Below are 21,264 nucleotides of genomic sequence, written 5' to 3'. Positions count from 1 at the left end.
ATGTCGGAGGTGCAGGCGTGGGGGCCGGCCGGGCTATGGCAGCGCAGCGTGGCGTGGTCGCTGGACGCGGTACTGCTGGCGGTGCCGGCCCTACTGCTGGCCGGCAGCCGGCGCGGGGACTGGACGCACGTCGTGACGCGGACCGAAGCGGTGCTCGAGCACATGGCCGGCGCCATGGCTCGGGCCATCATCGAAGGCGTTCCCCTGCCGGGGCTGGCGATCGAGCTGATGGCCGACGGCGGACTGCGTTCTTTGGCAGGCGCGTTGCAGACGGCCGTCTGGCAGTGGGCGTGGCCACCGGTGCTGGTGTTCGTGCTGGTCGGCGCGGTCTACCACGTCGCCTTCGAGTGCTCGCCTGGACAGGGTTCGCCCGGCAAGCGGTTGCTGGGCCTGGCGGTCTGCGACAGGCAAGGCCGGCGCCTGCGGCCGGCGCGCGCGCTGGGCCGCCATTTCGCCGGGGGGCTGTCGTGGCTCTCGCTCAACCTGGGACATGCCATGGTCGCGATCCCGCCCGAGCACCTCGCGCTGCACGACCAGCTCAGCTCGACACGGGTACTCGCACCTGCCGGTCGGCGCCTGCCGGCGTGGGGGTGGGCATGGCTGCTGCTGCTCGCCCTGATCGTTGTCGCCGCCACCGCCTCCGGCATGGACTGGGCGCTGGAGACCATGACCGCAGCACTCGAGCGGTCCCTGTACGGCTGACCCCCCGGAACGAAAAAGGGCGACCCCGCGGCCGCCCTTTTCCTCCGTGCACGTGCCGCCAGCTCAGGCGGTGACGGCCTCGGCCGGTGCGTCGGGAACCGAGCCCCCGCCGCAGACATCGCGCCACATGCCGTACATCACGCCGAACACCACCACGTACGTCACCAGAAGCACCACGATGTAGACCGGGATGCCGATCACCAGCAGCAGCCACGACCCCACCATCGTAGACAGCATGCCGACCAGCGCGAACAGCAGGCCCATCGCGAGAGCGAACAGGAGCACCGCCACCAGCCCGGCGAGCGACAGCACCAGCAGCGGCAGCAGGTTCTTGATGCCGCCTACGAAACCGTCACCCAATGAAGCAAGGACGCCCCGCCCGCCGATCGCGAGCTGGCCCATGCTGATCGCATACACCCCGGACAGGAACAGCCAGAGCACGAAGCCAAGCGCCAGGGCGGCACCCAGGCCACCGGGCATCTCGTCCAGCAGCGCCGGATCGGCCGCGCCGTCCTGCGCACTCAGCATCAGCTGCATATACCAGCTGAAGAAATCCATACCGGCGACCGCGGCGATCGCGACCATCGCGAGCACGTAGGCCACCATCAACACCAGGCCCAGGCCGACCAGCGGCAGCCAACTGCCATTGCGGTAAGGCACGAACACGTCCGTGGCGCGCGCAGCGCGACCGCTCTCGCTCGCATGGATCAGCCCGAGGTAACCACCGACCAGCGGCAGCAACAGCATGCTGGCGATGATCGAGAAGGCGAAGATCAGCATCTGCCCGGTCACGCCCGGCTGCAGCGTGAACTGGATCGGCATCGTGATCAGGGTCGGCAGCAACGCCGCCACCAGGATCAGCGCCGCGCCCCCGAACACCGCCTTCGGATTGTGGCGGCCCATGTTGATGCCCTTCATCAGCCAGCGGAATCCCGCCAGCGGCCCCATTGCCTTGGTCGTCATGTCACACCCTCCCCTTTGAATTCCCGCAATCCAGGCGAGCGCACCCCAGTGCGCGCCTCCCCAGTCCTTGCTCAGGCTTCGAAACCGCCATTGGGCGCGACCGGCGGAGCCGCCGCATCCGGCGCACCCCCGACGATCTGCCGCCACGCGAAATACACCGCTCCACCCATCACCGGCAGCAGCACCGCCATCATCAGCAGCTGCACCGCGAACATCGAGGCCATCGGGCCAATAGCGAACGCGAGCAGCATGCCCAGCAGCTGCAGCGCCAGGCTGAGCGCGACCACCACGATCACCATCAGCAGCACCAGCACGATCAGCGCACCGATGTTGCGCAGGCAGGCGCGCAGGCTCATGGCCATCGCCGCGAATGCACCGCGGTCGGTGAACATCACTTCGGGAATGGCGACGAAAGTGAAGAAGCCGGCGACGATGCCGACCACCACCACCGCCAGCATCCAGCCCAGCAACCTGCCCGCCGGCAATGACTCCACCAGCGCCGGGTCCGGGTTGGTCTGCAGCTCGACCATCACCTGCGAGACGCGCTGCAGCTCCTCAGGGCCGATCATCGCCACCAGCAGGATGCCCATCACCACCAGCGCGGCGATCTGCGGCAGCAGCATCGCCAGCAGCCGCAGGGCCTTGCCGTCGCGAACGCCCTGGACCAGGTGCGCAGGCGAGGCATTGCGGCCGTGGTCGACTTCGCGCGCGGCATAGATGACGCCACCGAACAGGATCGGACCGGCAATCGCCAGCAGGAAACTGAGCCAGACCTGGCCGCCCATCGATCCCAGCGCGGACAGGCCGCCCCAGATCAGGCCGAGCAGTCCGAGTGCCAGCGGCGCCTTGCGCCACAGGCCGAAGCCGCCCAGCAGCCATTCCGCCCCGGCGCCCGGCGATACCTTTCGAATTCCAGTCATGGCCGTCCCCGTTGAGTCGCGCTCATTCGCGCGTTTATGGAAAGGCCGATTATAGGGCCGCACCGGCTACGGCCGTTGCGCCACCGGCGAGTGCGCCGCCGGCACGCGCGTGGTGCACGAAGCGCTGCATCACCCGCCGCGCCTCGGGGGCGGCACTGACCGCCGCGAGCATGGCGGCCGTATCGAAGCCTTCCCGCTGCAACGGCACCTTGCGCGCGCGGATGTAGCCACGCATGTGGGTCGCGCTGAACTCGGGATGGAACTGCACGCCCCAGGCGCTCTTCCCCCAGCGGAAGACCTGGAACTCGTCCCCCGGCGGAGCGCGCCAGCACCACCGCACCCTCCGGCAGGCGCAGCACGGTCTGCTGGTGGGTGAGCTGGGCGCTGAAGCGCGCCGGCAGCGGCTGCAGCAACAGGTCATCGCTGGCCGCGGGCAACAGTTCCACCTCCACGGTACCCATCTCCCGGCCGCGCGGGTTGTCGCCGACCTCGCCGCCGAGCCCGTGGGCCAGCAGCTGGTGGCCGTAGCAGATGCCGAACACCGGCATGCCGGCGCGGGCGGCACTGCCGAGCCATTTCGCCGCCGCCTCGCTCCAGGGCTCGCGCTCGCTGACCATCGCGCCCGAACCACTGACGATGACGCCGGCGAAGGCGTCGGTGGTCGGCAGCGGCTCCCCCGCCTGCAGGTCCACCACCACGGCCTCGTCGCGGTGAAGCCCCGCGGCCACGCGGATCCAGTGCGGGAAGTCTCCGTGGCGGCGCAGCTCGGGCACCGGCTTGCCGGCTTCGAGGATCAGGAAGGGAGCATTGGCCAAGTCGATGTCTCTCGGGCAGGAGGAAAGCAGGCCGGAAAGCCGGCCGGCATGAGGGCGGCCGTATACTAGCCCGCTTTGCACACGGCCCTGATGACCATGTCGACAGCCGACGCAGGCGTGCCTTCGCCGCCCACCTTCCAGCAGCTCATCCAGCGCCTGAACGCCTATTGGGCGGAGCAGGGCTGCGTGCTGATCCAGCCGCTCGACCTGGAAGTCGGTGCCGGCACCTTCCACCCGGCCACCTTCCTGCGCTCGCTCGGGCCGGAGCCGTGGAATGCGGCCTACGTGCAGCCCTGCCGCCGCCCCACCGACGGCCGCTACGGCGAGAACCCGAACCGGCTGCAGCGCTACTACCAGTTCCAGGTCGCGATGAAGCCCTCGCCCGACAACATCGTCGAGCTGTACTTCGATTCGCTGAAGGCACTGGGCGTGGACCCGCTGGTGCACGACCTGCGCCTGGTCGAGGACAACTGGGAGTCGCCGACGCTGGGCGCCTGGGGCCTGGGCTGGGAGGTCTGGCTCAATGGCATGGAGGTGACCCAGTTCACCTACTTCCAACAGGCCGGTGGCATCGAGTGCAAGCCGGTGCTGGGCGAGATCACCTACGGCCTGGAGCGGCTGTGCATGTACCTGCAGAACGTCGACAACGTATTCGACCTGGTGTGGACGCACGGCCCGGACGGCGCGCCCGTCCACTACCGCGACGTCTACCATCAGAACGAGGTGGAGCAGTCGACCTACAACTTCGAGCACGCCAATGTCGAAGTACTGTTCCGCCATTTCGACGAGGCCGAGGCCGAAGCGGCCAAGCTCACCGGACTGGGCCTGCCTCTGCCGGCCTACGAGCAGGTGATGAAGGCCAGCCACAGCTTCAACATGCTTGATGCGCGCCGCGCCATCAGCGTCACCGAGCGCCAGCGCTACATCCTGCGTGTGCGCCGCATCGCACAGGGCGTGGCCGAGGCGTATTACGCCCAGCGGGAAAAACTGGGCTTCCCGGGAATGAAACGGGCCGCTGGCCAGGAGGCCGCGTGATGGCAGGCGACACCACCATGCAGCCGCTGCTGGTCGAGCTCGGTACCGAAGAGCTCCCGGTCAAGGCACTGCCGGCGCTTGGGCAGGCTTTCTTCGATGGCATCGTGGCCGGGCTCGAAAGCCGCGGCATTCACTTCGAACGTGGCGAGAGCAAGCCGCTCTATACCCCGCGCCGCCTCGCGGTGCTGTTGCCGGCAGTCGCCAGCGAGCAGCCCGAGCAGCGGTCGGAGGTGCTCGGCCCCTACCTCAACATCGCGCTGGATGCGGACGGCCAACCGACGCGCGCGCTGCAGGGTTTCGCCGCCAAGGCCGGGGTCGAGTGGACCGCGCTGGAGAAGACCACCGATGCCAAGGGCGAGCGCTTCGTGCATCGCTCGGTCAAGCCCGGCGCGCGCACCCGCGACCTGCTGGGCGGAATCATCGACGAGGCCATCGCCGGCATGCCGATCCCCAAGCCGATGCGCTGGGGCAACCATGCCCATGCCTTTGCCCGGCCGGTGCACTGGCTGGTGGCGCTGCTGGGCACCGAGGTGGTGGACGCGGAAGTCATGGGCAAGCGGAGCGACCGCATGAGCCGCGGTCACCGCTTCATGCACGACAAGCCGGTGTGGTTCACCGCGCCAGGGGATTACATCGAATCGCTGCGCGCCGCCTGCGTGCTGGTCGACCCGGACGAGCGTCGCGCGCGCATCGTGTCGGAAGTCGAGTCGGCCGCGGATGCGGCGGGCGGCACGGCCCGCATCGACGCCGGCATCCTCGAAGAAGTCAACGGACTGGTCGAGTGGCCGGTGGCGGTGTCGTGCAGCTTCGAGCGCGATTTCCTTGCGGTCCCGGCCGAGGCCTTGATCGCGGCGATGGAGACGCACCAGAAGTTCTTCCCGGTCCTCGATGAGCATGGCGCGCTCGGGGAACATTTCGTAGGCATCGCCAATATCGCTTCGCGCGACGAAGCGGAGGTGCGCAAGGGATACGAGCGCGTGATCCGTCCGCGTTTCGCCGATGCCAAGTTCTTCTTTGTCGAGGACATGAAACAAGGCCTGGCCTCGATGAACGAGGGGCTGGCCACGGTGACCTACCAGAAGCAGCTGGGCAGCGTGGCCGACAAGGTCGCCCGCGTCGTGCAGCTGGCCGAGGGCATCGCGGCCGCCGCCGGGGCGGATGCCGCCAGCGCGCGGCGCGCGGCGGAACTGTCCAAGGCGGACCTGCAATCACGTCTCGTCGGCGAATTCCCCGAGCTGCAGGGCATCGCAGGACGCTATTACGCCGCGGTCGGCAACGAACCGGTGCAGGTGGCGCATGCCATCGACGAGGCCTATATGCCGCGCTTCGCCGGTGACGGCATCGCACCGTCACCGCTGGGCCGCGTGCTTGCGGTCGCCGAACGGCTGGACACGCTTGCCGGTGGCTTCGTCGCCGGTCTGAAGCCAACCGGCAACAAGGATCCGTTCGCGCTGCGGCGCAATGCATTGGGGCTGGGGCGCACGCTGATCGAGGGTGGACTCGACCTGGCGCTCGCGCCTTTCCTGACTGACGCGGTGGCGCTGCAGCCGGTCTCGCCGAAGGAAGGTGCCGAGGCGACGATCGCAGAGCTGTCGAGCTTCATCTTTGACCGTCTGCGTGGCTATTACGCCGACCAGGGCGTGACCTCGCGCCAGTTCGACGCGGTGTTGCAGGGTGCAACCGCATCCTCCCTCCCCGATTTCGACCGGCGCCTGCGCGCCATCGCCGAGTTCGCCCTGTTGCCGGAAGCCGACGCACTCGCCGCCGCCAACAAGCGCAGCCGCAACATCCTGCGCAAGGCCGAGGGCGAAGTACCGGACACGCTTGACCCGGCACTGCTGGTGGAGCCGGCCGAACGCGAACTCGCCGAAGCCGTCGACGCCGCCATCGCCGATACCGATCCGCTGCTCGCGGGGCGCGACTATGTCGCGGTGCTGGGGCGGCTGGCACGGCTGCGGCCACAGGTCGACGCGTTCTTCGACGCGGTGATGGTGAATGCCGATGACCCGGCAATACGCGGCAACCGGCTGGCACTGCTGAAGCGGCTCAGCGACCGCCTCGGCAGCGTCGCCGCCATCGAACACCTGTCGGGCTGATGCGGGCGCGTTAATCGGTTCTTGACGCGCGCCGCGTATCCTTTGCGGATGCGCCTACCCCCCCGCGTTTCCGTCGCCTTCGTGGCCGTGTCCCTGTCGATTGGCGGCGCCGCGCACGCCGCCGAGGTCGGGACGATCCAGATCCGCGGCCTCAACGAGGAAATGGCCGAAAACGTGCGCTCGGCGCTGTCACTGGTGGAGGCGCAGGGGCTGGAAGTCTCCGGCCGACGCATGGCCTACCTGGTGCGCGAAGCCGACGACGAAACCCGGGAGGCGCTTGAGCCTTTCGGTTATTACTCACCGACCATCGAAGTCGAGCGCAGCCGCAACGAAGGGCCGGTGGACGTCACCATCGATGTCGATCCCGGCGCGCCGGTGCGGGTACGCGGCTTCAACGTCGCCATCGAGGGAGAAGGAGGCCGCGACCGCTATCTCGCCAATGACCTCGAGGACTTCCTGCCACGTCCGGGGGACGTCTTCGATCACCGCCTGTACGAGGCCAGCAAGACCACCATCAGCCGCCGCCTGGCGGTGCGTGGTTACTTCGATGCCGACTTCGCCAGTCGCCGGGTCGAGGTGACGAGGGCTGACGAGGCAGCCGACATCGACCTGTCCTGGACCAGCGGGCAGCGCTACGACATGGGCCCGCTGGCATTCGACCAGACGCCGGACCCGGTGGTGCGCGAGGAACTGCTGCAAAAGCTCGTCTACTGGGACACCGGCAGCTACTACCACAAGGGCAAGCTCGACCGCCTGCGCGAATCGCTGGCCCGGCTGGACTACTTCGCGGCGATCGACATCCAGCCGCACCCCGAAGAGGCACAGGGCAACGACGTGCCGATCACGGTGACGCTGACCCCCGCCAAGCGCGACGTCTACACCGCCGGCCTGAGCTACGGCACCGACAGCGGCGCCGGCGTGCGGCTGGGCTGGGACCGCCGCTATGTCAACGACCGCGGCCACAAGGCGCTGGCCCAGCTGGACTACGCGGAGCGTCGCAAGACACTGACACTGCAGTACCGCATCCCCGCCTTCGCCTGGCTCGACGGCTGGTACACCATCAGCGCGCAGGCGGCCGACGAGCAGACCGACTTCATGGACAGCCGGCGCATCGAGCTGGTCGGCAGCCGCAGCGGCGAGATCAACGACCACCTCACTGCGGTCGCTTCCATGCACGCGCTGCGCGAGCGATGGGCCTACGTGGCCGACAACGGCGACGACCCCGACGCGCTGCCGGACTACCGGTATGCCACCTTCACCTACCCGTCGTTGCGCGCCGAATACATCGACGCCGACGACCTGGTGTTCCCGCGCGATGGGCTGGCCGGAACGCTGATGCTGCGCGGCGGGGTCGAGGGCGTCGGCAGCGACGCCAGCTTCGCCCAGACCCGCGCAACGGCGCGCTGGTACCGCGGCCTCGGCGAGCGCGATCGCCTGATCGTGCGTGGCGAGCTCGGCCATACGTTTTCCGGTGACGTCATCGACCTGCCGCCCAGCCTGCGCTTCTTCGCCGGCGGCGACCGCAGCATCCGCGGCTACGGCTGGCGCGAGGTCGGGCCGCGGGTGGAGGGTGCCGATGGCCGCCTGTACGCGCTCGGCGCGAAAAACGTCGCGACTGCCAGCGTCGAATACGAGCACTACTTCAACGACAGCTGGGGCGCGGCACTGTTCGTCGACAGCGGCAGCGCCTTCAACGACAGCCCCGACTGGCGTACCGGCGTCGGCGTCGGCGCGCGCTGGCTGTCCCCGGTGGGCCCGGTGCGGGTGGATGTCGCCCACGGTCTGGACAATCCGGACTCGTCCTTCGAGCTGTACCTCAGCGTCGGGGCGGACCTGTAGCCGTGTCGCCCGTCTTCCGCCACCGCGACGACAAGGGCGTGACGCCACAGGAGCGCGAGGAGCGCATCAAGGCGCTGCGCCAGAAGCGCGACAAGCGGCTGCGCCACCTGGCCGTGCGCGGTGCCATCGGCGCCGGGGCCATCGTGCTGGCGCTGATCGTCTTCGGTTACTGGTTGCTGACCACGGTGGGCGGCCGCGATTTCCTGCTGGCCGAGATCGTCGCGCGCCTGCCAGCCGGATCGGAACTGGAATGGCAGCGGGTCGAAGGCCCGGCATCGGGCCCGCTGACCCTGTACGACGTGCGCTTCACCCATGGCGAAATCGTCTTCACCGCCGAACGCGTCCACCTCGACCACGCCATCCGCCCCTTGCTGAGCAAGCGCCTGGAGCTCGACCTGCTCCAAGTGGACCAGGCGACGCTGGACCTGCCGATCAGTGACGAACCCTTCGAACTGCCGCGCTGGCCGGAGTCCCTGCCGCAGGTCGAGCCGCCGCTGGGGCTGCAGGCGGATCGCATCGAAGTGAATGGCCTGCGCGTCACCCGCGAGGGCACGCCGGTGATCGACATCCACAGCGTGCGTGGCGGTATGCGTGCCGAGCGCGGCGAGCTGGCGCTGGACGAGGTGGTGGTGGATAGCGACCGTGGCCGCTTCTCCGCCGATGGCGAATACCTGCCGGGCGACAACTACCGCAGCGACCTGGTCGCGACCGCCGTCCTCCCCGCCGCCGCAGGCCGGACCCCGCCGCGGCTCGGGCTGGTGGCGCGGGGCGACCTGTCCTACATGGACGTCGCCGTTGCTGGCCGCGCGCCGGGGCCAGTGCGGGCAACGCTGGTGCTACGCGGCGAGGATCCGGTGCCCAGCCGCATCGCCGGCACCGGCCCCGGCCTGCCGACACCCGTCGTCGCCAGCCCGGAGCGGCCGCAATGGCAACTCCAGCTGGACGCGGAGGCGCTCGACCCGGGCTTGTTGACCGATCCCACTGCTCCGCCGGCGGAACAGCCGATGTCGATATCGGCGACGGCCAGCGGCCTCGGTGGCGACATGCGCCTGAGGGGCGAATTCAGCCAGGGCGATTTCCAGGTTCGCGTGCCGACCTCAAGGCTGCGGTTGGAAGAGCAACGACTCACCGTGCGGCCGCTGCGGCTGGAGCTCCTGGGCGGCACGGTGGTAGCCAACGGCCACGCCGACCTGAGTGACCCCGGCGCCGGCGACTTCCGTTTTGCCGTCATCGCCCGTGATCTCGAGTGGGGTGGCGATGCGACCGCCGATGTGACGCCGATCGGAGCCGAGGCCGACCTCGGGCTCGCCGGGACCACCGATGCGTGGGCACTGATCGGCGACGCCACGCTCAGCCGCGCCGGGGAGCAGGCACAGGTGCGGCTGGACGGCCGGGGCGGGCGCGAGCGCATACGGCTGGAGACGCTGCGGGTCGACATGCCGACCGGGACGCTGGACGCCACCGGCTCGGTGGCCTGGGCACCGGCGTTGGGATGGGACATCGACGCGACGCTGGCGGGGTTCGACCCCGGCTATTTCGTGGCGGGTTGGGATGGCGCCGTCAATGGCCACATCGCCTCCACCGGCAGCACCCGGGAAGACGGGGGGCTGGAAGTGGCCGTCGACATACCCGACATCGGCGGTCGACTGCGTGGCCGGCCGCTCGACGGCAGCGGCAGTTTCGCGATGCACGGCGCCGCGACGGCGGCCGGAACAACGGGTTACGAGGGCGACATTGCGCTTGCCCTGGGCGAGAGCCGGGTCGATGCGGAAGGCTCGCTGGGCGAGCGAATCGAGATCGACGCGCGTTTCAGCCCGCTGCAACTGTCCGACCTGCTGCCCGACGCCGCCGGTGCACTGCGCGGCACCGTCCAGGTGACCGGCAGGCGCGACGCCCCCGGCATCGAAGCGGACCTGTCCGGCAGTGGCCTGCGCCATGGCACCTTCGAGGCCAGGACGCTGGCGCTGGATGGAAGCCTGCCGTGGGCGGGTGGGCAAGGCGCACTGCGCCTGACCGCCACCGACCTGGTGGCGGGCCTGGCACTGGAGCGCCTGGAGGCCACGGCCACCGGTGCGGTCGAAGACATGCAGCTCCAGGCGGACGCTCGTGGCGACATGGGCGTCGTGGCGCTGGCTGGCTCGCTGGGGCGACAGGGCAGCGGCTGGCGCGGCACCCTGGCCCGGCTGCAACTGCAGCCGCAGCGGGGCGCGAGCTGGCAGTTGCAGCAGCCGGCGGCATTCGCATGGTCGGCCGGCAGCACCCGCATCGACGACGCCTGCCTGGCCTCCAGTGCGGGCGGTTCCCTGTGCGCGGACGCCGACTGGCCCGGCAGCGGGATCTCGGTCACGGCAGACGACCTGCCGCTGTCGATGGTGGCGGGCTATCTGCCGGAGCGCGAACCCGGCCGCCCATGGATCCTGCGCGGCGATGTCGACATCGATGCGCAGGTGCGACCGGTCGGTGGGGCCTGGGTGGGCCAGGCCCGCGTCAGCTCCGCAGGCGGCGGCATGAAGACCAGCGAGCGGGCGCGCACCGAACTGCTTCGCTACGAAGACCTGCTGCTGACTGCCGACTTCCGTCCGCAGGGGCTGGAAGCGGACCTGGCGGTGGTGGTCAACGAGGACGGCCATCTCGACGCCCGCCTCGCCACCGGCTGGGATGCGTACTCGCCCATCGACGGGCAGGCATCGTTCCGGATGGACGAGCTGACCTGGATGGAGCTGTTTTCGCCCGACATCGTCGAGCCAACGGGATTGTTGACCGGCCAGATCGCCTTTTCCGGCACGCGTGACCAGCCCCGCATCGATGGCCAGGCCCGGCTGTCGGAGTTCAGCACGGAGATCCCGGCGCTTGCGATCACCCTGCGTGAGGGCAACCTGCAACTCGACGCGCGTGGCGATGGCACCGCCGGCATCAGCGGCAGCGTCCGCTCCGCCTCGGCGGCCGGCAACCCCGACACCGGGTTGTTGCGCATCGACGGCAGCCTCGACTGGCAGGGGCAGGACACGCCGCTGGTGCTGGCGATCCGCGGCACGGACGTGCTCGTGTCCGACACCCGCGACCTGCGCGCGGTGGCCAGCCCGGACCTGCAGGTGCGCTATGGGGCCGGTCAACCGCTGCGGCTGGAAGGCAGCGTGACCGTGCCAGAGGCGCGCATCGACCTCGAGCAGCTCGACCAGGGCGTATCGGCCTCGCCAGACGTGGTGGTGCTGGATCCGGTGGATCCGGAAGCCGGCCCGGGCACGCCGCTGGACATGGACCTTCGCGTCGTGGTCGGGGAGGACGTCCTGCTCGACGGCTTCGGCCTGGAAGGCAGCCTCGAGGGCAGCTTGCGCGTGCGCTCCCGCCCCGGCCGGGAAATGACGGCCACCGGCAGCCTGGAGGTCGACGGCGAGTACACCGCCTATGGCCAGGACCTGGAGATCTCCGGCGGGCGCATGGTGTGGTCCAACGATCCGATCTCCGATCCGATCCTGGACATCCGCGCCCAGCGCGAGGTCGGCGAGGTGACCGCGGGGATCTCCGTCACTGGCCGCGTGAGCGATCTCGACGTGGAGGTCTGGTCCGACCCCGCCAGCACCCAATCCGAGGCGCTGGCCTACCTCACCCTCGGGCGCCCGCTGTCGTCCCTGAGCGGCGCCGAACGCAGCGACGTGGACCTCGCCAGTTCCGCGCTCACCGCCGGCGGCAGCTACCTGGCGTCGCAGATCGGGACACGCATCGGCCTCGACGATGCCGGCGTCATGCAAAGCAGGGCGCTCGGCGGCAGCGTGTTCGGCGTCGGCAAGTTCCTGTCACCGCGGCTGTACGTCGGCTTCGGCGTCTCATTGCTCGGCACCGGCCAGGTGCTGACGCTGCGCTACCTGCTTGATCACGGCTTCGACGTCGAGATCGAATCCAGCAGCGTCGAGAACCGCGGCTCGGTCAACTGGCGCAAGGAGCGCTAGGCGCGCTTCGCCGTCCGCGGGAGTATCGCTAGCCGCAGGTGGCCTGCGGCTCGTCGCGACGCAGCAAGCCACGCCAGCCGGCGGCCTTCTCCTTTTCGCGCTCGCATTCGGCCTTCGCCCGCGCACGGGCAGCGGCGGCCTTGGCGCGTGCGGCCGACGCAGCCGCGCGCTCGGAGCGCAGTTGCTGCAGGCCGGCCCGGATCGCCGGCATCGCCGCCAGCGCGGCCTGCTCCCCGGCGATGATGGCGTTGTTGCGCTGGTCGAAATCGCTTGGGCCGATCTCGTGGACCTGTGGCCGGATCACCACCTCGGCCCTGGCCAGCTCCTGCTGCCCCAGCTTCTGGCCCATGATGCTGATCGACTGGTTGACGATGCCGACCAGGTGCGCCGGCCGAATCCCACTCGCCTTGCTGGAAATGTCCACGGCGATGACGAAGTCGGCCCCGAGGTCGCGTGCCGCGTCGACCGGCACCGGGCTCACCACCCCGCCGTCGACGTAGTGCCACTGCCCGATGGCCACCGGCTCGAACACGCCCGGGACGCTGCTGGACGCGCGCACCGCCTGTCCGGTATTGCCACGCACGAACACGGTGCGTTCGCCATCCTCCAGCCGCGTCGCCACCGCCGCGAAGCGCCGTGGCATGCGCTCGAGCGGGCGCTTGTCGACCAGCCGGTTCACGTAGTCCTGCAGGGCCTGGCCCTGGACCATGCCGCCGGAGAACAGGCGCACGTCGCGGATCTCCGATTCATCCATCCCCAGCGCCACCCGCTGCATCTCGAACGGCCCCATGCCGCTGGCGTACATCGCACCGACCACGCTGCCCGCGCTGGTACCGGCGACCACCTCGGCTTCGATGCCGTTGGCCTCGAGCATTTTGATCACCCCCACGTGGGCGAAGCCCTTGGCGGCGCCACCGCCCAAGGCCAGTCCGATCCGCACCTTGGCGGGGGGAGGCGTGGCCGGCGCTTCCACGACAGGTGGCGTCGGCCGGGCATTGCCACCGCAGGCGCCGAGCGCGAGCGTCAGGGCCGTGGCGATCAGGGGGCTGACGGAACTGGAGATGCGCGACATTGGTGCCGGGACGTGGGACTGGAGCGGCGCAGCATACCGCCGCGGGCCCCTGTGGCCGACACAACCTCCGCCCACGTTCACCGCGCAGTCGGGCGTTGCCTCCTGCCCACTCGCGGCCGAAGCTCCGTTCCCACCCGGCCAGTACTACTTATCCCGCCGACCTTCCTTCCCTCTTTTTCGATCCAGAATGGACAGGGTGGCGAACGCCGCCAGATAGACCGCGAGCGTCGCCGTATCCGGCCAATCGACCAGCCGGTCCACCATTCCGGCAGCCGTTATTCCAGCGCCCAGAATGATCGGGTGCGGCCAGTCCCGAACCTTCTTGTATCGTGCTCTGAACACGTACCCGGCAGACGTGAAAAGGGCAAAAACCCCAAGGGACGAAAGGAAGAAGTCCGGCCAGCTTTCCAAGATCGTGCGCCCGTTGCGTGGAGTTGAGTCCGAAAGTGGATGCTATTTCCCCGCGGGGACCAGGCTCTGCGCTGCACCATTGCTGGCACCGACCGGTCCGAGGCTGTCCGGGTCCACCCCTTCGATGCAGGCGACGTTGAAACCGTATTCGTCCGGGGCGCTGCGGCGCTGGTGGTGCGTATAGATGCCGCAGATGCTGCAGAAATAGTGCTTCGCAATGCGGGTGTTCCACTGGTAGAGCGACAGCTTGTCCGCGCCGCGTACCACCCGCAGCCGCTCCAGCGGCACACCGGCCATCATTGCGCCCTTCCGGCTGCACAGCGAGCAGTTGCAACGGCGGACATTCTCGAAGCCATTCTCCAGATCCACTTCGAATTCCACCGCCTTGCAGTGGCAGGTGCCTTTCATTGTTTCCATATGGTTCCTCCATGGTGACCATGCGGTGTTCAGACGCGCATGTGCCCGGGCGGCGGCCACCGCACTCGGACATCAGGAGCGATCACCTGCCGGCTTTCCAACCAGGGTTCCGATCAGCTTCCCGAGCGTTTGCGCGGAATAGCTCACTTTGCCCGGCGTATCGGGCAAGGGTGGTCGCGCGTCCGCTGCTCTCAGTGCTTCGGTCAAGCCGCTCCTGCTCCCGTAGATGGGGGCGACCACCGTGAGGTCCTTCTTCGCGGGCAGTGTGCCGAAGAGGGCCCGGTAGGTGACGACGGCATTGAGCAACGCCAGGTCCTGCCCCGGGTGCATGCCATCCGGCGCGAACCAGGCGAGCTGCGGAGCTTCAAGCAGGAGTTTCTGCAGCCGGCTGGAGACATCGAGGTAGGGCAAGCCAGCGGCCGCGGCCGCCGCCGATTCCTCCCGCACCCGTTCCCGCGATGCATCGGGATGCGCCTGATAGGAGCCCAGCAGGAAGACCTGCACGCCACGGCTGGTGGCGAGGGCCGCAAGATCAGCGATGGCTCGGCGAGAACGTGCGCAGGATTCGGATCCAAAGGAACAGGTGAGGTCTCCACCACGCTCCTGCAGGATGAGTGCCGTATAACGTCTTTCGTCCAGCGCCCGCTCGACCGACCGATCCGATACACGCTCGCTGAGGGTCGCCCCGCCCCGGACGATCATGTCACTCGAGACCGTCCGACCATTGGCCTCGGCTAATGCCTCGAACACCGCGGGCAGGTTGCCCACGTAGGTAAGGCTGTTTCCGACGAACAGCAACCGCTCTTTCCCGTCGAGCGCGCCCCGGTCCGCGCCCGATGCACATCCCAGCAGGAATATCAGGACCAGAATGATGAGGGTCCGCGCCAGTCCCTTGGCGGCCCCAGGCGTCTTGGCCTTCCTGATCATTTGGCGTGTAGCCCGCGCAGCCGCTCACGGAGACCCAGGTACAGCGGCAGTGCGCAAGCGATGCCAAGTCCGAAACACAACGCGATGTACGGCCAGGGCATCGGCGATGCCGGGGCGCGTCGCTCAACGATGACCCAGACCGAGAAGACAAGCGCGGTCCAGTAAACGTCGATGGTGATCGCGGTCGTGAGCGGGTTGGCCAGTGCGGCCGAGAAGAACGGTCCGGGGGCGACGCTGCCGCCAGCTGAGAAATACTGGAGGTTGAAATACCAGGTGGCGAAGAGTCCCACCAGCGCGAACACGTAGTACAGGAGTTCGAGGCGTGACCGCATCAGCAAGAATCCGTTCCTGGAGGAGGCGCGAGATTAGCACCCGAAGCTGCAAGCCGGCCTGCGTCGGGAGTGCATGGCCGTGCGAAAGATGCTGCGCGCAAAAAAGAAAAAGCCCCGGGCGACCGGGGCTCTTTCTCGTGTTGCACAAGCGCGAATCAGCGCTGCTGGTCGCGCCCGCTTCCCTGGCGCTGGCTGCCCGGCTCCTGGCCGCTCTTTCCCTGCTGCTGGTTCTTGCCCTGGCCTTGCGCCTCCTGCCCTTGCCGGTTGTTGCCAGGCGCCTGCTGCCGATGGTTGCTCTGGGTGTTGTCCTGGTTTTCACGGTTCTTGGTCATGGTCGTTCTCCTGGGGGAAGTGCCGGCGCTTGCCGACGATTGAAGAAGACGCCCGGCGGGGTTAGCCACTGGTGATAAATCGATTAATCCCGCCGGTCCTTTTCGAACCGTTCAACATCCAGGTCGGCAAGCGCCGCTGGCGCCCAGTCAGCCGCGGGGTCCGCCCATCACCGGCAGGATGGCGCCATTGATGTAGCCACTGCAGGAAGGCGCAGCCAGGAATACATAGGCCGGCGACAGCTCCTCCGGCTGGGCAGGACGCTTCATGTCGGAGCCCTGCCCGAAGCTGGCCACCTTGTCGGCGGTGCGGTCGGCCGGGTTGAGTGGCGTCCACACGGGGCCCGGCGCGACGGCGTTGACCCGGATTCCGCGGTCGAGCAACTGCGAAGCCAGCGACTTGGTGAACACGTGGATGGCGCCCTTGCTCGAGGAGTAGTCAAGCAGTTGCTTGTTGCCGAATATCGCCACTTCCGAGCCGGTGTTGATGATGCTCGCACCCTCTTCCATGTGCGGAACCGCCGCGCGCGCCATCCTGAAGTAGCCTCCGATGTTGGTCTGCAGGGTCTCGTCCCACTGTTTGTCGGTGATGTCTTCGATCGACTCGGCGCTCTGTTGGAAGGCGGCATTGTTGACCAGCACATCGAGCCGCCCGAAAGCCTTCAGGGTCTGCTTGACCGCCTTCTGGCAGAACCTGCTGTCCCGGACATCCCCGGCGATGACGATGCAGCGGGCACCCTCTTCCTCCACGGCGGTGCGCGTGCGCTCGGCATCCTCGTCCTCCGACAGGTGGAGCACGGCGACGTCGCAGCCTTCGCGCGCGAACAGCACCGCGACCGCACGCCCGATCCCGGAGTCGGCACCGGTGACGATCGCGGCCATGCCCTCCAGCTTGCCGCTGCCCTTGTAGTCCGGCGCCAGGAACCGCGGCTCCAGGTCCAGGTCATGCTCGTTGCCGGGCTTGCTCAGGTGCTGCGGCGGCATCGGGTTGGCGGGCTGCCTGCGGGCGCCGGCCTGCACCGGCTTCTTCTTGGCTGTCTTCCTGGCAGCTTTCTTCGCCGCCTTGCGCGGCGGGCTTTCCTGCTTCTGCTTGGACTCGGCATCGTCCTGGATGGCGCGCTGGCGCTTCGCCGTGGCGTCGCCCCGGGAGGAACTGCTGGGGGAAGCGGTGGTGCGGGTGCCTGATTTGCGGGAGGGGCTCTTCCTGGTCGCCATGTAGCTCTCCAACTGGGGTGCACGGTGGAAGTGGGAATCGGGGGAGTCGACAAAATGAACACGCCCGGGTCCGAAGGGCGCCCGGGCGTGTTTGGTCCTTGCGCTGTCGCCGGCTCAGCGGCTGGCGATGGCCAGGCGCGCCGTGTTGACGTCGCGCACGCCTTCGATGTCCCGCGCCGTGGCCACGGCCTCACGTGCCTCGCTGGGGTCATCGACTTCGCCCGATAGATGGACGACGCCGTTGACGGTATCCACGTCGATCTCAAGCGAACCGACATCCTCGTCGGCCATCAGGGCCGTCTTCACCTTGGTGGTGATCCAGGTGTCATCCAGCGGCTGGTCGGAGTCCAGCTCGTCCGGATCCACGGCTGCGTCGGCGCGCGAATCGACATACCCGCGATCGGTGACCTCGGCCTGGTTGGCGGCTTGGACCGGATCGTCCGGGCGCTTTTCAGGGTCGTTGGGCTGTGCGATCGCCGGAGCGGCCGCGAAGGTGGTGGCGATCACGGCGGCGAGCAGCGAACGGGGAATGTTCAAAGAGTCGTTCATGCTTCCTCCTGCTTGGTTGGCTACACAGGAGAATTTTCGGTGCGTGGCGCTTAGGCAGGCGTGAAAAACACGCGACCCCGGTGTTACCCCGCAACGCCCGTTAAGCGCTCGCCCAAGGTGATGATTGACCCGTCAAGGACCGGCGGTCACCACGGCGCCCCTGAGCTGCGCAGTCCCCCCGCTCACCTCCGTCCAGACGATGTGCACATCGCCCCCGGCAAGCACCATCTGCGGGAACCCGGTGGCACGGCCGCGTCCTTGCTGCGTCGCCACCCGTAACCGGGCCAGCGGCCGCGGCAGGTCGGTGCTCGACCTGGCCAGCCACAGTGCCTGGCCTTCGTCGGCTTCGGTGACCCACAGCACCCATGCCCCTTTGGCATCCATTGCCACGTCGACGCGTCCCTGCACCGACGCTCCCGAATCCAGCAGCAGTGGTACGCGGAAGCTGTCGCCGGCGTCGGGACTGTGCGCGAGCTTGACCTGTGGATTGCCACCGGCTGCGGTGTACCAGCCGACCACCACGTCCTCCCCGGAAGCCGCCACTGCCGGGCCATTCACCGGACAGGCCGGCATCATCCAGTCGTCGGCGTGCACCCGCCGCCCCTCGCTCCAGCGCCCGCCTTCGCGGCGGGTGGCGACAATGTCGCGGATCTCCGCTTCGGTGCGATCGCGATATACCAGCAACGGTCCGCGGGCGGTCAGGGCGGCGTCGGTCTGGCAGCAGTCGCAGGCCGAACGGTCGAGCACTGCCTCGTCGGAGCGCGACAACCCTGCATCGAACACCGCACTGCGTAAGGTCATGGCACCGCCGCCGCCATGCCCGCCGTCGTTCCCATCGCCATGCCCGGCGGTTCCCGTCTCCCGCCCGTCCAGCCAGGCGATGCCGATGCGATCGCTGGCCGCCGGCCACATCGATACGAACCCGTGTTCGGTCGGCGTGCCGTCGTCGTTGACCAGCACCGGATCGCTCCAGCTGCGGCCACCGTCGGAGGACCGTACCAGCGCCACGTCGTAGGCGTAGGTGGCCGCGGCCGACTTCTGCAGCCAGTGCGCCCACAGCGCACCATCCGCGGTGGCCGTGACGTGCGGCGTGTCCGCCCAGTTCACGAACCAGTCGTCGCCCCGGGCAATGGGGGTGGCCGCTGCCCACTCGCCAGCACTGTGGCGTGCGAGCTCCAGCACATGTCCATCCTCCTCAGGCCGGATCCAGGACAGCAGCAGGTCGCCATCCGTGGTCACCACCAGATCGGGCTGGGCGGCACCGGGAGGCGCCGGCAGCGACCACGGCCGGACCCGAAGGGACACCTCCTGCCGCGGATGCGCGTCCTCCGCCTGCGCAGTGGCGCCGGCAGGCGCCGTGCCCTCGCAGCCAGCCAGGAGGAGGCCCGTCAGCGGGGCCAGGAACAGCCGGGGAACCAGGTTCGATCGCATGCCGGCAGACTAGCCGATCGTCCGCGCCGGCGGCAGGGAAGCTTCCCGGTCAGGCCACCTTGCCCCGGCGTTGCCTGACCAGGTGCACCAGCAACAGCGAGATGGCGGCCGGTGTCATGCCGGGGATGCGCTGCGCCTGCCCGATGGTCTGCGGCCGGACCCGCTCGAGCTTGCCGGCGACCTCCGCCGAGAGGCCACGCACGCCGGCGTAATCGAAGTCGTCCGGGATCGCCGTGGTCTCGTTGCGCCTCGATCGCTCGATCTCATCGCGCTGCCGATCCAGGTAACCCGAATACTTGACCGCGATCTCGACCTGCTCGGCCACGGCCGGATCCTGCACCGGCGGCCCCAGCGAAGGCACCGAGACCAGCCGTGCGTAGTCCAGCTCGGGCCGCTTGAGCAGGTCGCGGGCGCTGGTCTCGCGGCTGATCTCCAGCCCCAGCGCATCCACGAGCTCGCGGCCGAGCGCATTGCCCGGCGCCGCCCAGATCGCCCCAAGCCGGGCGCTCTCCGCCTCGATCGCCTCGCGCTTGGTCTCGAAGGCGGCGAAGCGCCGGTCATCGACCAGCCCCAGCGCACGACCCAACGGGGTCAGGCGAAGGTCGGCGTTGTCCTCGCGAAGCTGCAGGCGGTATTCGGCGCGGCTGGTGAACATTCGGTACGGCTCCGAAGTGCCCTGGGTGACCAGGTCGTCGACCAGCACACCAATGTAGGCCTCGTCGCGACGCGGGCTCCAGCCCTGCCGGCCCTGCACCAGGCACGCCGCGTTGACACCCGCCAGCAGGCCCTGGGCGGCCGCCTCCTCATAGCCGGTGGTGCCATTGATCTGCCCGGCGAAGAACAGGCCCTGCACCGCCTTGGTCTCCAGCGTGTCCTTCAGTCCGCGCGGATCGAAGTAGTCGTATTCGATCGCGTAGCCGGGGCGGGTGACGTGGGCATTGCCGAAGCCGCGGATGCTGCGCACCAGCTCGAGCTGCACATCGAACGGCAGCGAGGTCGAGATGCCGTTGGGGTAGATCTCGGCGACATCCAGCCCCTCGGGCTCGACGAAGATCTGGTGCGATGCCTTCTCGGCGAAGCGCACCACCTTGTCCTCGATCGAAGGGCAGTACCGCGGCCCCACGCCCTCGATCTGCCCGGTGTACAGCGGCGAGCGGTCCAGCGCCGCGCGGATGATCTCGTGGGTGCGTTCGGTGGTGTGGGTGATCCAGCACGACACCTGGCGCGGGTGGTCGGCATGGCTGCCCATGAAGGACATCACCGGGCGCGGGTCGTCGCCGGGCTGCTCCTCCATCTGCGAGTAGTCCAGGCTGCGGCCGTCGATGCGCGGCGGTGTGCCGGTCTTGAGGCGGTCCACCACGAAGGGGCCCTCGCGAAGCCGCTCGGCCAGCGTCGTGGCCGGTGCCTCGCCGGCGCGCCCGCCCGGCGACGTGGCCTGGCCCACGTGCACCTTGCCCGCAAGGAAGGTCCCGGCGGTCAGCACCACCGCCGGCGCACGGAAATGCAGCCCGGACTGGGTCAGCACCCCGCGCACCCGCCCCCCCTCGAAGTCGATGTCGTCGACTGCAGCCTGGAACAGGGTGAGGTTGCGCTGGTTCTCGACGGCGCGGCGCACGAACGCCCGGTAGAGGTTGCGGTCGGCCTGGCAGCGGGTGGCGCGTACCGCGGGGCCCTTGCTGGCGTTGAGCCGGCGCCACTGGATGCCGGCGGCATCGGCGGCGTGGCCCATGACGCCACCGAGCGCGTCGATCTCCTTCACCAGGTGGCCCTTGCCGATGCCGCCGATCGCCGGATTGCAGCTCATCGCGCCGATGGTTTCGATGGCGTGGGTGAGTAGCAGGGTCCGGGCACCGGCGCGTGCAGCCGCCAGCGCGGCTTCGGTGCCGGCATGGCCGCCGCCGACCACGATCACGTCGTACTGGTGGAAGTCGTTGTTCATGGGATGTCCTGTGCGGCCATTCTAACGGCCATGGTCGGGGCGACCGCCGCCAATGGTGAAGATCATGTCAACGTTGGCACGCTTTCTGCGTTATCACTCATGCACCCAGCGGGGCAGGCGCCAGGCGCCGGTCGGAATGGAACAGGGCCGACCACGTGCCCGCCGGGGAAGCGCAGGGGCCGAATGTCGGGGGACGTTCGGCCCCTTTTTTTGCGTCCGATTCCGGACATCGCTGGAGGCGTGACCCGCGTCACACAGTGCGCGCGGTGCGCGCGGGCGATCCCGTCACGACCGGCCCTGCCAGTGGTTCCGCGGCACGCCCGCG

The 21,264-nt window shown here is 68.9% G+C and carries 17 protein-coding genes and 1 pseudogene; 5 read left to right on the top strand and 13 right to left on the bottom strand.

Annotation, left to right across the window (positions count from 1 at the left end):
* A complete protein-coding gene (locus tag B5D37_RS13645) occupies positions 1-702 on the top strand; it encodes an RDD family protein (protein WP_078759285.1) in 702 nt (233 codons plus the stop codon).
* Positions 703-765: 63 nt separating this feature from the next.
* On the opposite strand, the gene B5D37_RS13640 is transcribed toward B5D37_RS13645, so the two are convergent.
* The 3 genes and pseudogenes from B5D37_RS13640 to B5D37_RS13630 form a co-directional block, all read right to left on the bottom strand.
* A complete protein-coding gene (locus tag B5D37_RS13640; RefSeq protein WP_078759284.1) occupies positions 766-1,665 on the bottom strand; it encodes a hypothetical protein in 900 nt (299 codons plus the stop codon).
* 71 nt (positions 1,666-1,736) lie between these two features.
* Positions 1,737-2,585 carry a BPSS1780 family membrane protein gene (locus B5D37_RS13635; protein ID WP_078759283.1) on the bottom strand — a complete coding sequence of 283 codons (849 nt, stop codon included), beginning with the start codon at positions 2,583-2,585 and terminating at the stop codon, positions 1,737-1,739.
* 49 nt (positions 2,586-2,634) lie between these two features.
* Positions 2,635-3,400 (bottom strand): annotated as a pseudogene (locus B5D37_RS13630) (glutamine amidotransferase).
* 96 nt (positions 3,401-3,496) lie between these two features.
* Between B5D37_RS13630 and glyQ the strand changes: the two are divergent.
* Genes glyQ through B5D37_RS13610 form a run of 4 tightly spaced genes read left to right on the top strand, consistent with a single transcriptional unit; the run spans position 3,497 to position 12,317 of the window.
* A complete protein-coding gene (gene glyQ / locus B5D37_RS13625; protein ID WP_078759309.1) occupies positions 3,497-4,435 on the top strand; it encodes a glycine--tRNA ligase subunit alpha in 939 nt (312 codons plus the stop codon).
* On the top strand, positions 4,435-6,531 hold the full coding sequence (gene glyS, locus B5D37_RS13620) for a glycine--tRNA ligase subunit beta (protein ID WP_143814331.1): 2,097 nt from the start codon (positions 4,435-4,437) through the stop codon (positions 6,529-6,531). Before glyQ ends, glyS begins: the two co-directional genes overlap by 1 nt.
* A 48-nt stretch (positions 6,532-6,579) precedes the next feature.
* A complete protein-coding gene (locus B5D37_RS13615; RefSeq protein ID WP_078759282.1) occupies positions 6,580-8,370 on the top strand; it encodes an autotransporter assembly complex protein TamA in 1,791 nt (596 codons plus the stop codon).
* Positions 8,371-8,372: 2 nt separating this feature from the next.
* Positions 8,373-12,317 (top strand): translocation/assembly module TamB domain-containing protein, encoded by a 3,945-nt coding sequence (locus B5D37_RS13610; RefSeq protein WP_234987901.1) that lies wholly within the window; start codon positions 8,373-8,375, stop codon positions 12,315-12,317.
* Positions 12,318-12,345: 28 nt separating this feature from the next.
* On the opposite strand, the gene B5D37_RS13605 is transcribed toward B5D37_RS13610, so the two are convergent.
* From B5D37_RS13605 to mnmG, 10 genes are all read right to left on the bottom strand, one after another.
* Positions 12,346-13,389 (bottom strand): patatin-like phospholipase family protein, encoded by a 1,044-nt coding sequence (locus B5D37_RS13605; protein WP_078759281.1) that lies wholly within the window; start codon positions 13,387-13,389, stop codon positions 12,346-12,348.
* A gap of 144 nt (positions 13,390-13,533) precedes the next feature.
* Positions 13,534-13,800, bottom strand: coding sequence for a hypothetical protein (locus B5D37_RS14730; RefSeq protein WP_143814330.1), 267 nt, complete (start codon positions 13,798-13,800; stop codon positions 13,534-13,536).
* A 42-nt stretch (positions 13,801-13,842) separates the two neighbouring features.
* Positions 13,843-14,217 (bottom strand): GFA family protein, encoded by a 375-nt coding sequence (locus B5D37_RS13600; RefSeq protein WP_078759280.1) that lies wholly within the window; start codon positions 14,215-14,217, stop codon positions 13,843-13,845.
* A gap of 72 nt (positions 14,218-14,289) precedes the next feature.
* Positions 14,290-15,144 carry an SGNH/GDSL hydrolase family protein gene (locus B5D37_RS13595; protein ID WP_078759279.1) on the bottom strand — a complete coding sequence of 285 codons (855 nt, stop codon included), beginning with the start codon at positions 15,142-15,144 and terminating at the stop codon, positions 14,290-14,292.
* On the bottom strand, positions 15,141-15,476 hold the full coding sequence (locus B5D37_RS13590) for a DUF2834 domain-containing protein (RefSeq protein WP_078759278.1): 336 nt from the start codon (positions 15,474-15,476) through the stop codon (positions 15,141-15,143). Before B5D37_RS13590 ends, B5D37_RS13595 begins: the two co-directional genes overlap by 4 nt.
* A gap of 155 nt (positions 15,477-15,631) precedes the next feature.
* Positions 15,632-15,808 (bottom strand): hypothetical protein, encoded by a 177-nt coding sequence (locus B5D37_RS14845; RefSeq protein WP_159447406.1) that lies wholly within the window; start codon positions 15,806-15,808, stop codon positions 15,632-15,634.
* Between the two features lie 147 nt (positions 15,809-15,955).
* A complete protein-coding gene (locus B5D37_RS13585) occupies positions 15,956-17,020 on the bottom strand; it encodes an SDR family oxidoreductase (RefSeq protein WP_078759306.1) in 1,065 nt (354 codons plus the stop codon).
* A 114-nt stretch (positions 17,021-17,134) separates the two neighbouring features.
* The gene (locus B5D37_RS13580) at positions 17,135-17,569 is read right to left on the bottom strand and encodes a BON domain-containing protein (RefSeq protein ID WP_078759277.1); all 435 of its coding nucleotides are present in this window, start codon (positions 17,567-17,569) and stop codon (positions 17,135-17,137) included.
* A gap of 132 nt (positions 17,570-17,701) precedes the next feature.
* A complete protein-coding gene (locus tag B5D37_RS13575; RefSeq protein WP_078759276.1) occupies positions 17,702-19,000 on the bottom strand; it encodes a sialidase family protein in 1,299 nt (432 codons plus the stop codon).
* 49 nt (positions 19,001-19,049) lie between these two features.
* Entirely contained in the window at positions 19,050-20,939 is a 1,890-nt protein-coding gene (gene mnmG, locus B5D37_RS13570) for a tRNA uridine-5-carboxymethylaminomethyl(34) synthesis enzyme MnmG (protein WP_078759275.1), read from the bottom strand.
* Positions 20,940-21,264 lie beyond the last annotated feature (325 nt).

Origin of the sequence: Lysobacter spongiicola DSM 21749 (assembly GCF_900167055.1) — a bacterium.
GTDB lineage: Bacteria > Pseudomonadota > Gammaproteobacteria > Xanthomonadales > Xanthomonadaceae > Novilysobacter > Novilysobacter spongiicola.
This window is presented reverse-complemented; position numbering and strand designations above follow the sequence as displayed.

Bases quoted from the DNA above. Each gene is read 5' to 3' on its own strand.
- B5D37_RS13645 (WP_078759285.1), top strand. From the start codon at position 1: ATGTCGGAGGTGCAGGCGTGGGGGCCGGCCGGGCTATGGCAGCGCAGC.
- B5D37_RS13640 (WP_078759284.1), bottom strand. From the start codon at position 1,665: ATGACGACCAAGGCAATGGGGCCGCTGGCGGGATTCCGCTGGCTGATG.
- B5D37_RS13635 (WP_078759283.1), bottom strand. From the start codon at position 2,585: ATGACTGGAATTCGAAAGGTATCGCCGGGCGCCGGGGCGGAATGGCTG.
- glyQ (WP_078759309.1), top strand. From the start codon at position 3,497: ATGTCGACAGCCGACGCAGGCGTGCCTTCGCCGCCCACCTTCCAGCAG.
- glyS (WP_143814331.1), top strand. From the start codon at position 4,435: ATGGCAGGCGACACCACCATGCAGCCGCTGCTGGTCGAGCTCGGTACC.
- B5D37_RS13615 (WP_078759282.1), top strand. From the start codon at position 6,580: ATGCGCCTACCCCCCCGCGTTTCCGTCGCCTTCGTGGCCGTGTCCCTG.
- B5D37_RS13605 (WP_078759281.1), bottom strand. From the start codon at position 13,389: ATGTCGCGCATCTCCAGTTCCGTCAGCCCCCTGATCGCCACGGCCCTG.
- B5D37_RS13600 (WP_078759280.1), bottom strand. From the start codon at position 14,217: ATGGAAACAATGAAAGGCACCTGCCACTGCAAGGCGGTGGAATTCGAA.
- B5D37_RS13595 (WP_078759279.1), bottom strand. From the start codon at position 15,144: ATGATCAGGAAGGCCAAGACGCCTGGGGCCGCCAAGGGACTGGCGCGG.
- B5D37_RS13590 (WP_078759278.1), bottom strand. From the start codon at position 15,476: ATGCGGTCACGCCTCGAACTCCTGTACTACGTGTTCGCGCTGGTGGGA.
- B5D37_RS14845 (WP_159447406.1), bottom strand. From the start codon at position 15,808: ATGACCAAGAACCGTGAAAACCAGGACAACACCCAGAGCAACCATCGG.
- B5D37_RS13585 (WP_078759306.1), bottom strand. From the start codon at position 17,020: ATGGCGACCAGGAAGAGCCCCTCCCGCAAATCAGGCACCCGCACCACC.
- B5D37_RS13580 (WP_078759277.1), bottom strand. From the start codon at position 17,569: ATGAACGACTCTTTGAACATTCCCCGTTCGCTGCTCGCCGCCGTGATC.
- B5D37_RS13575 (WP_078759276.1), bottom strand. From the start codon at position 19,000: ATGCGATCGAACCTGGTTCCCCGGCTGTTCCTGGCCCCGCTGACGGGC.
- mnmG (WP_078759275.1), bottom strand. From the start codon at position 20,939: ATGAACAACGACTTCCACCAGTACGACGTGATCGTGGTCGGCGGCGGC.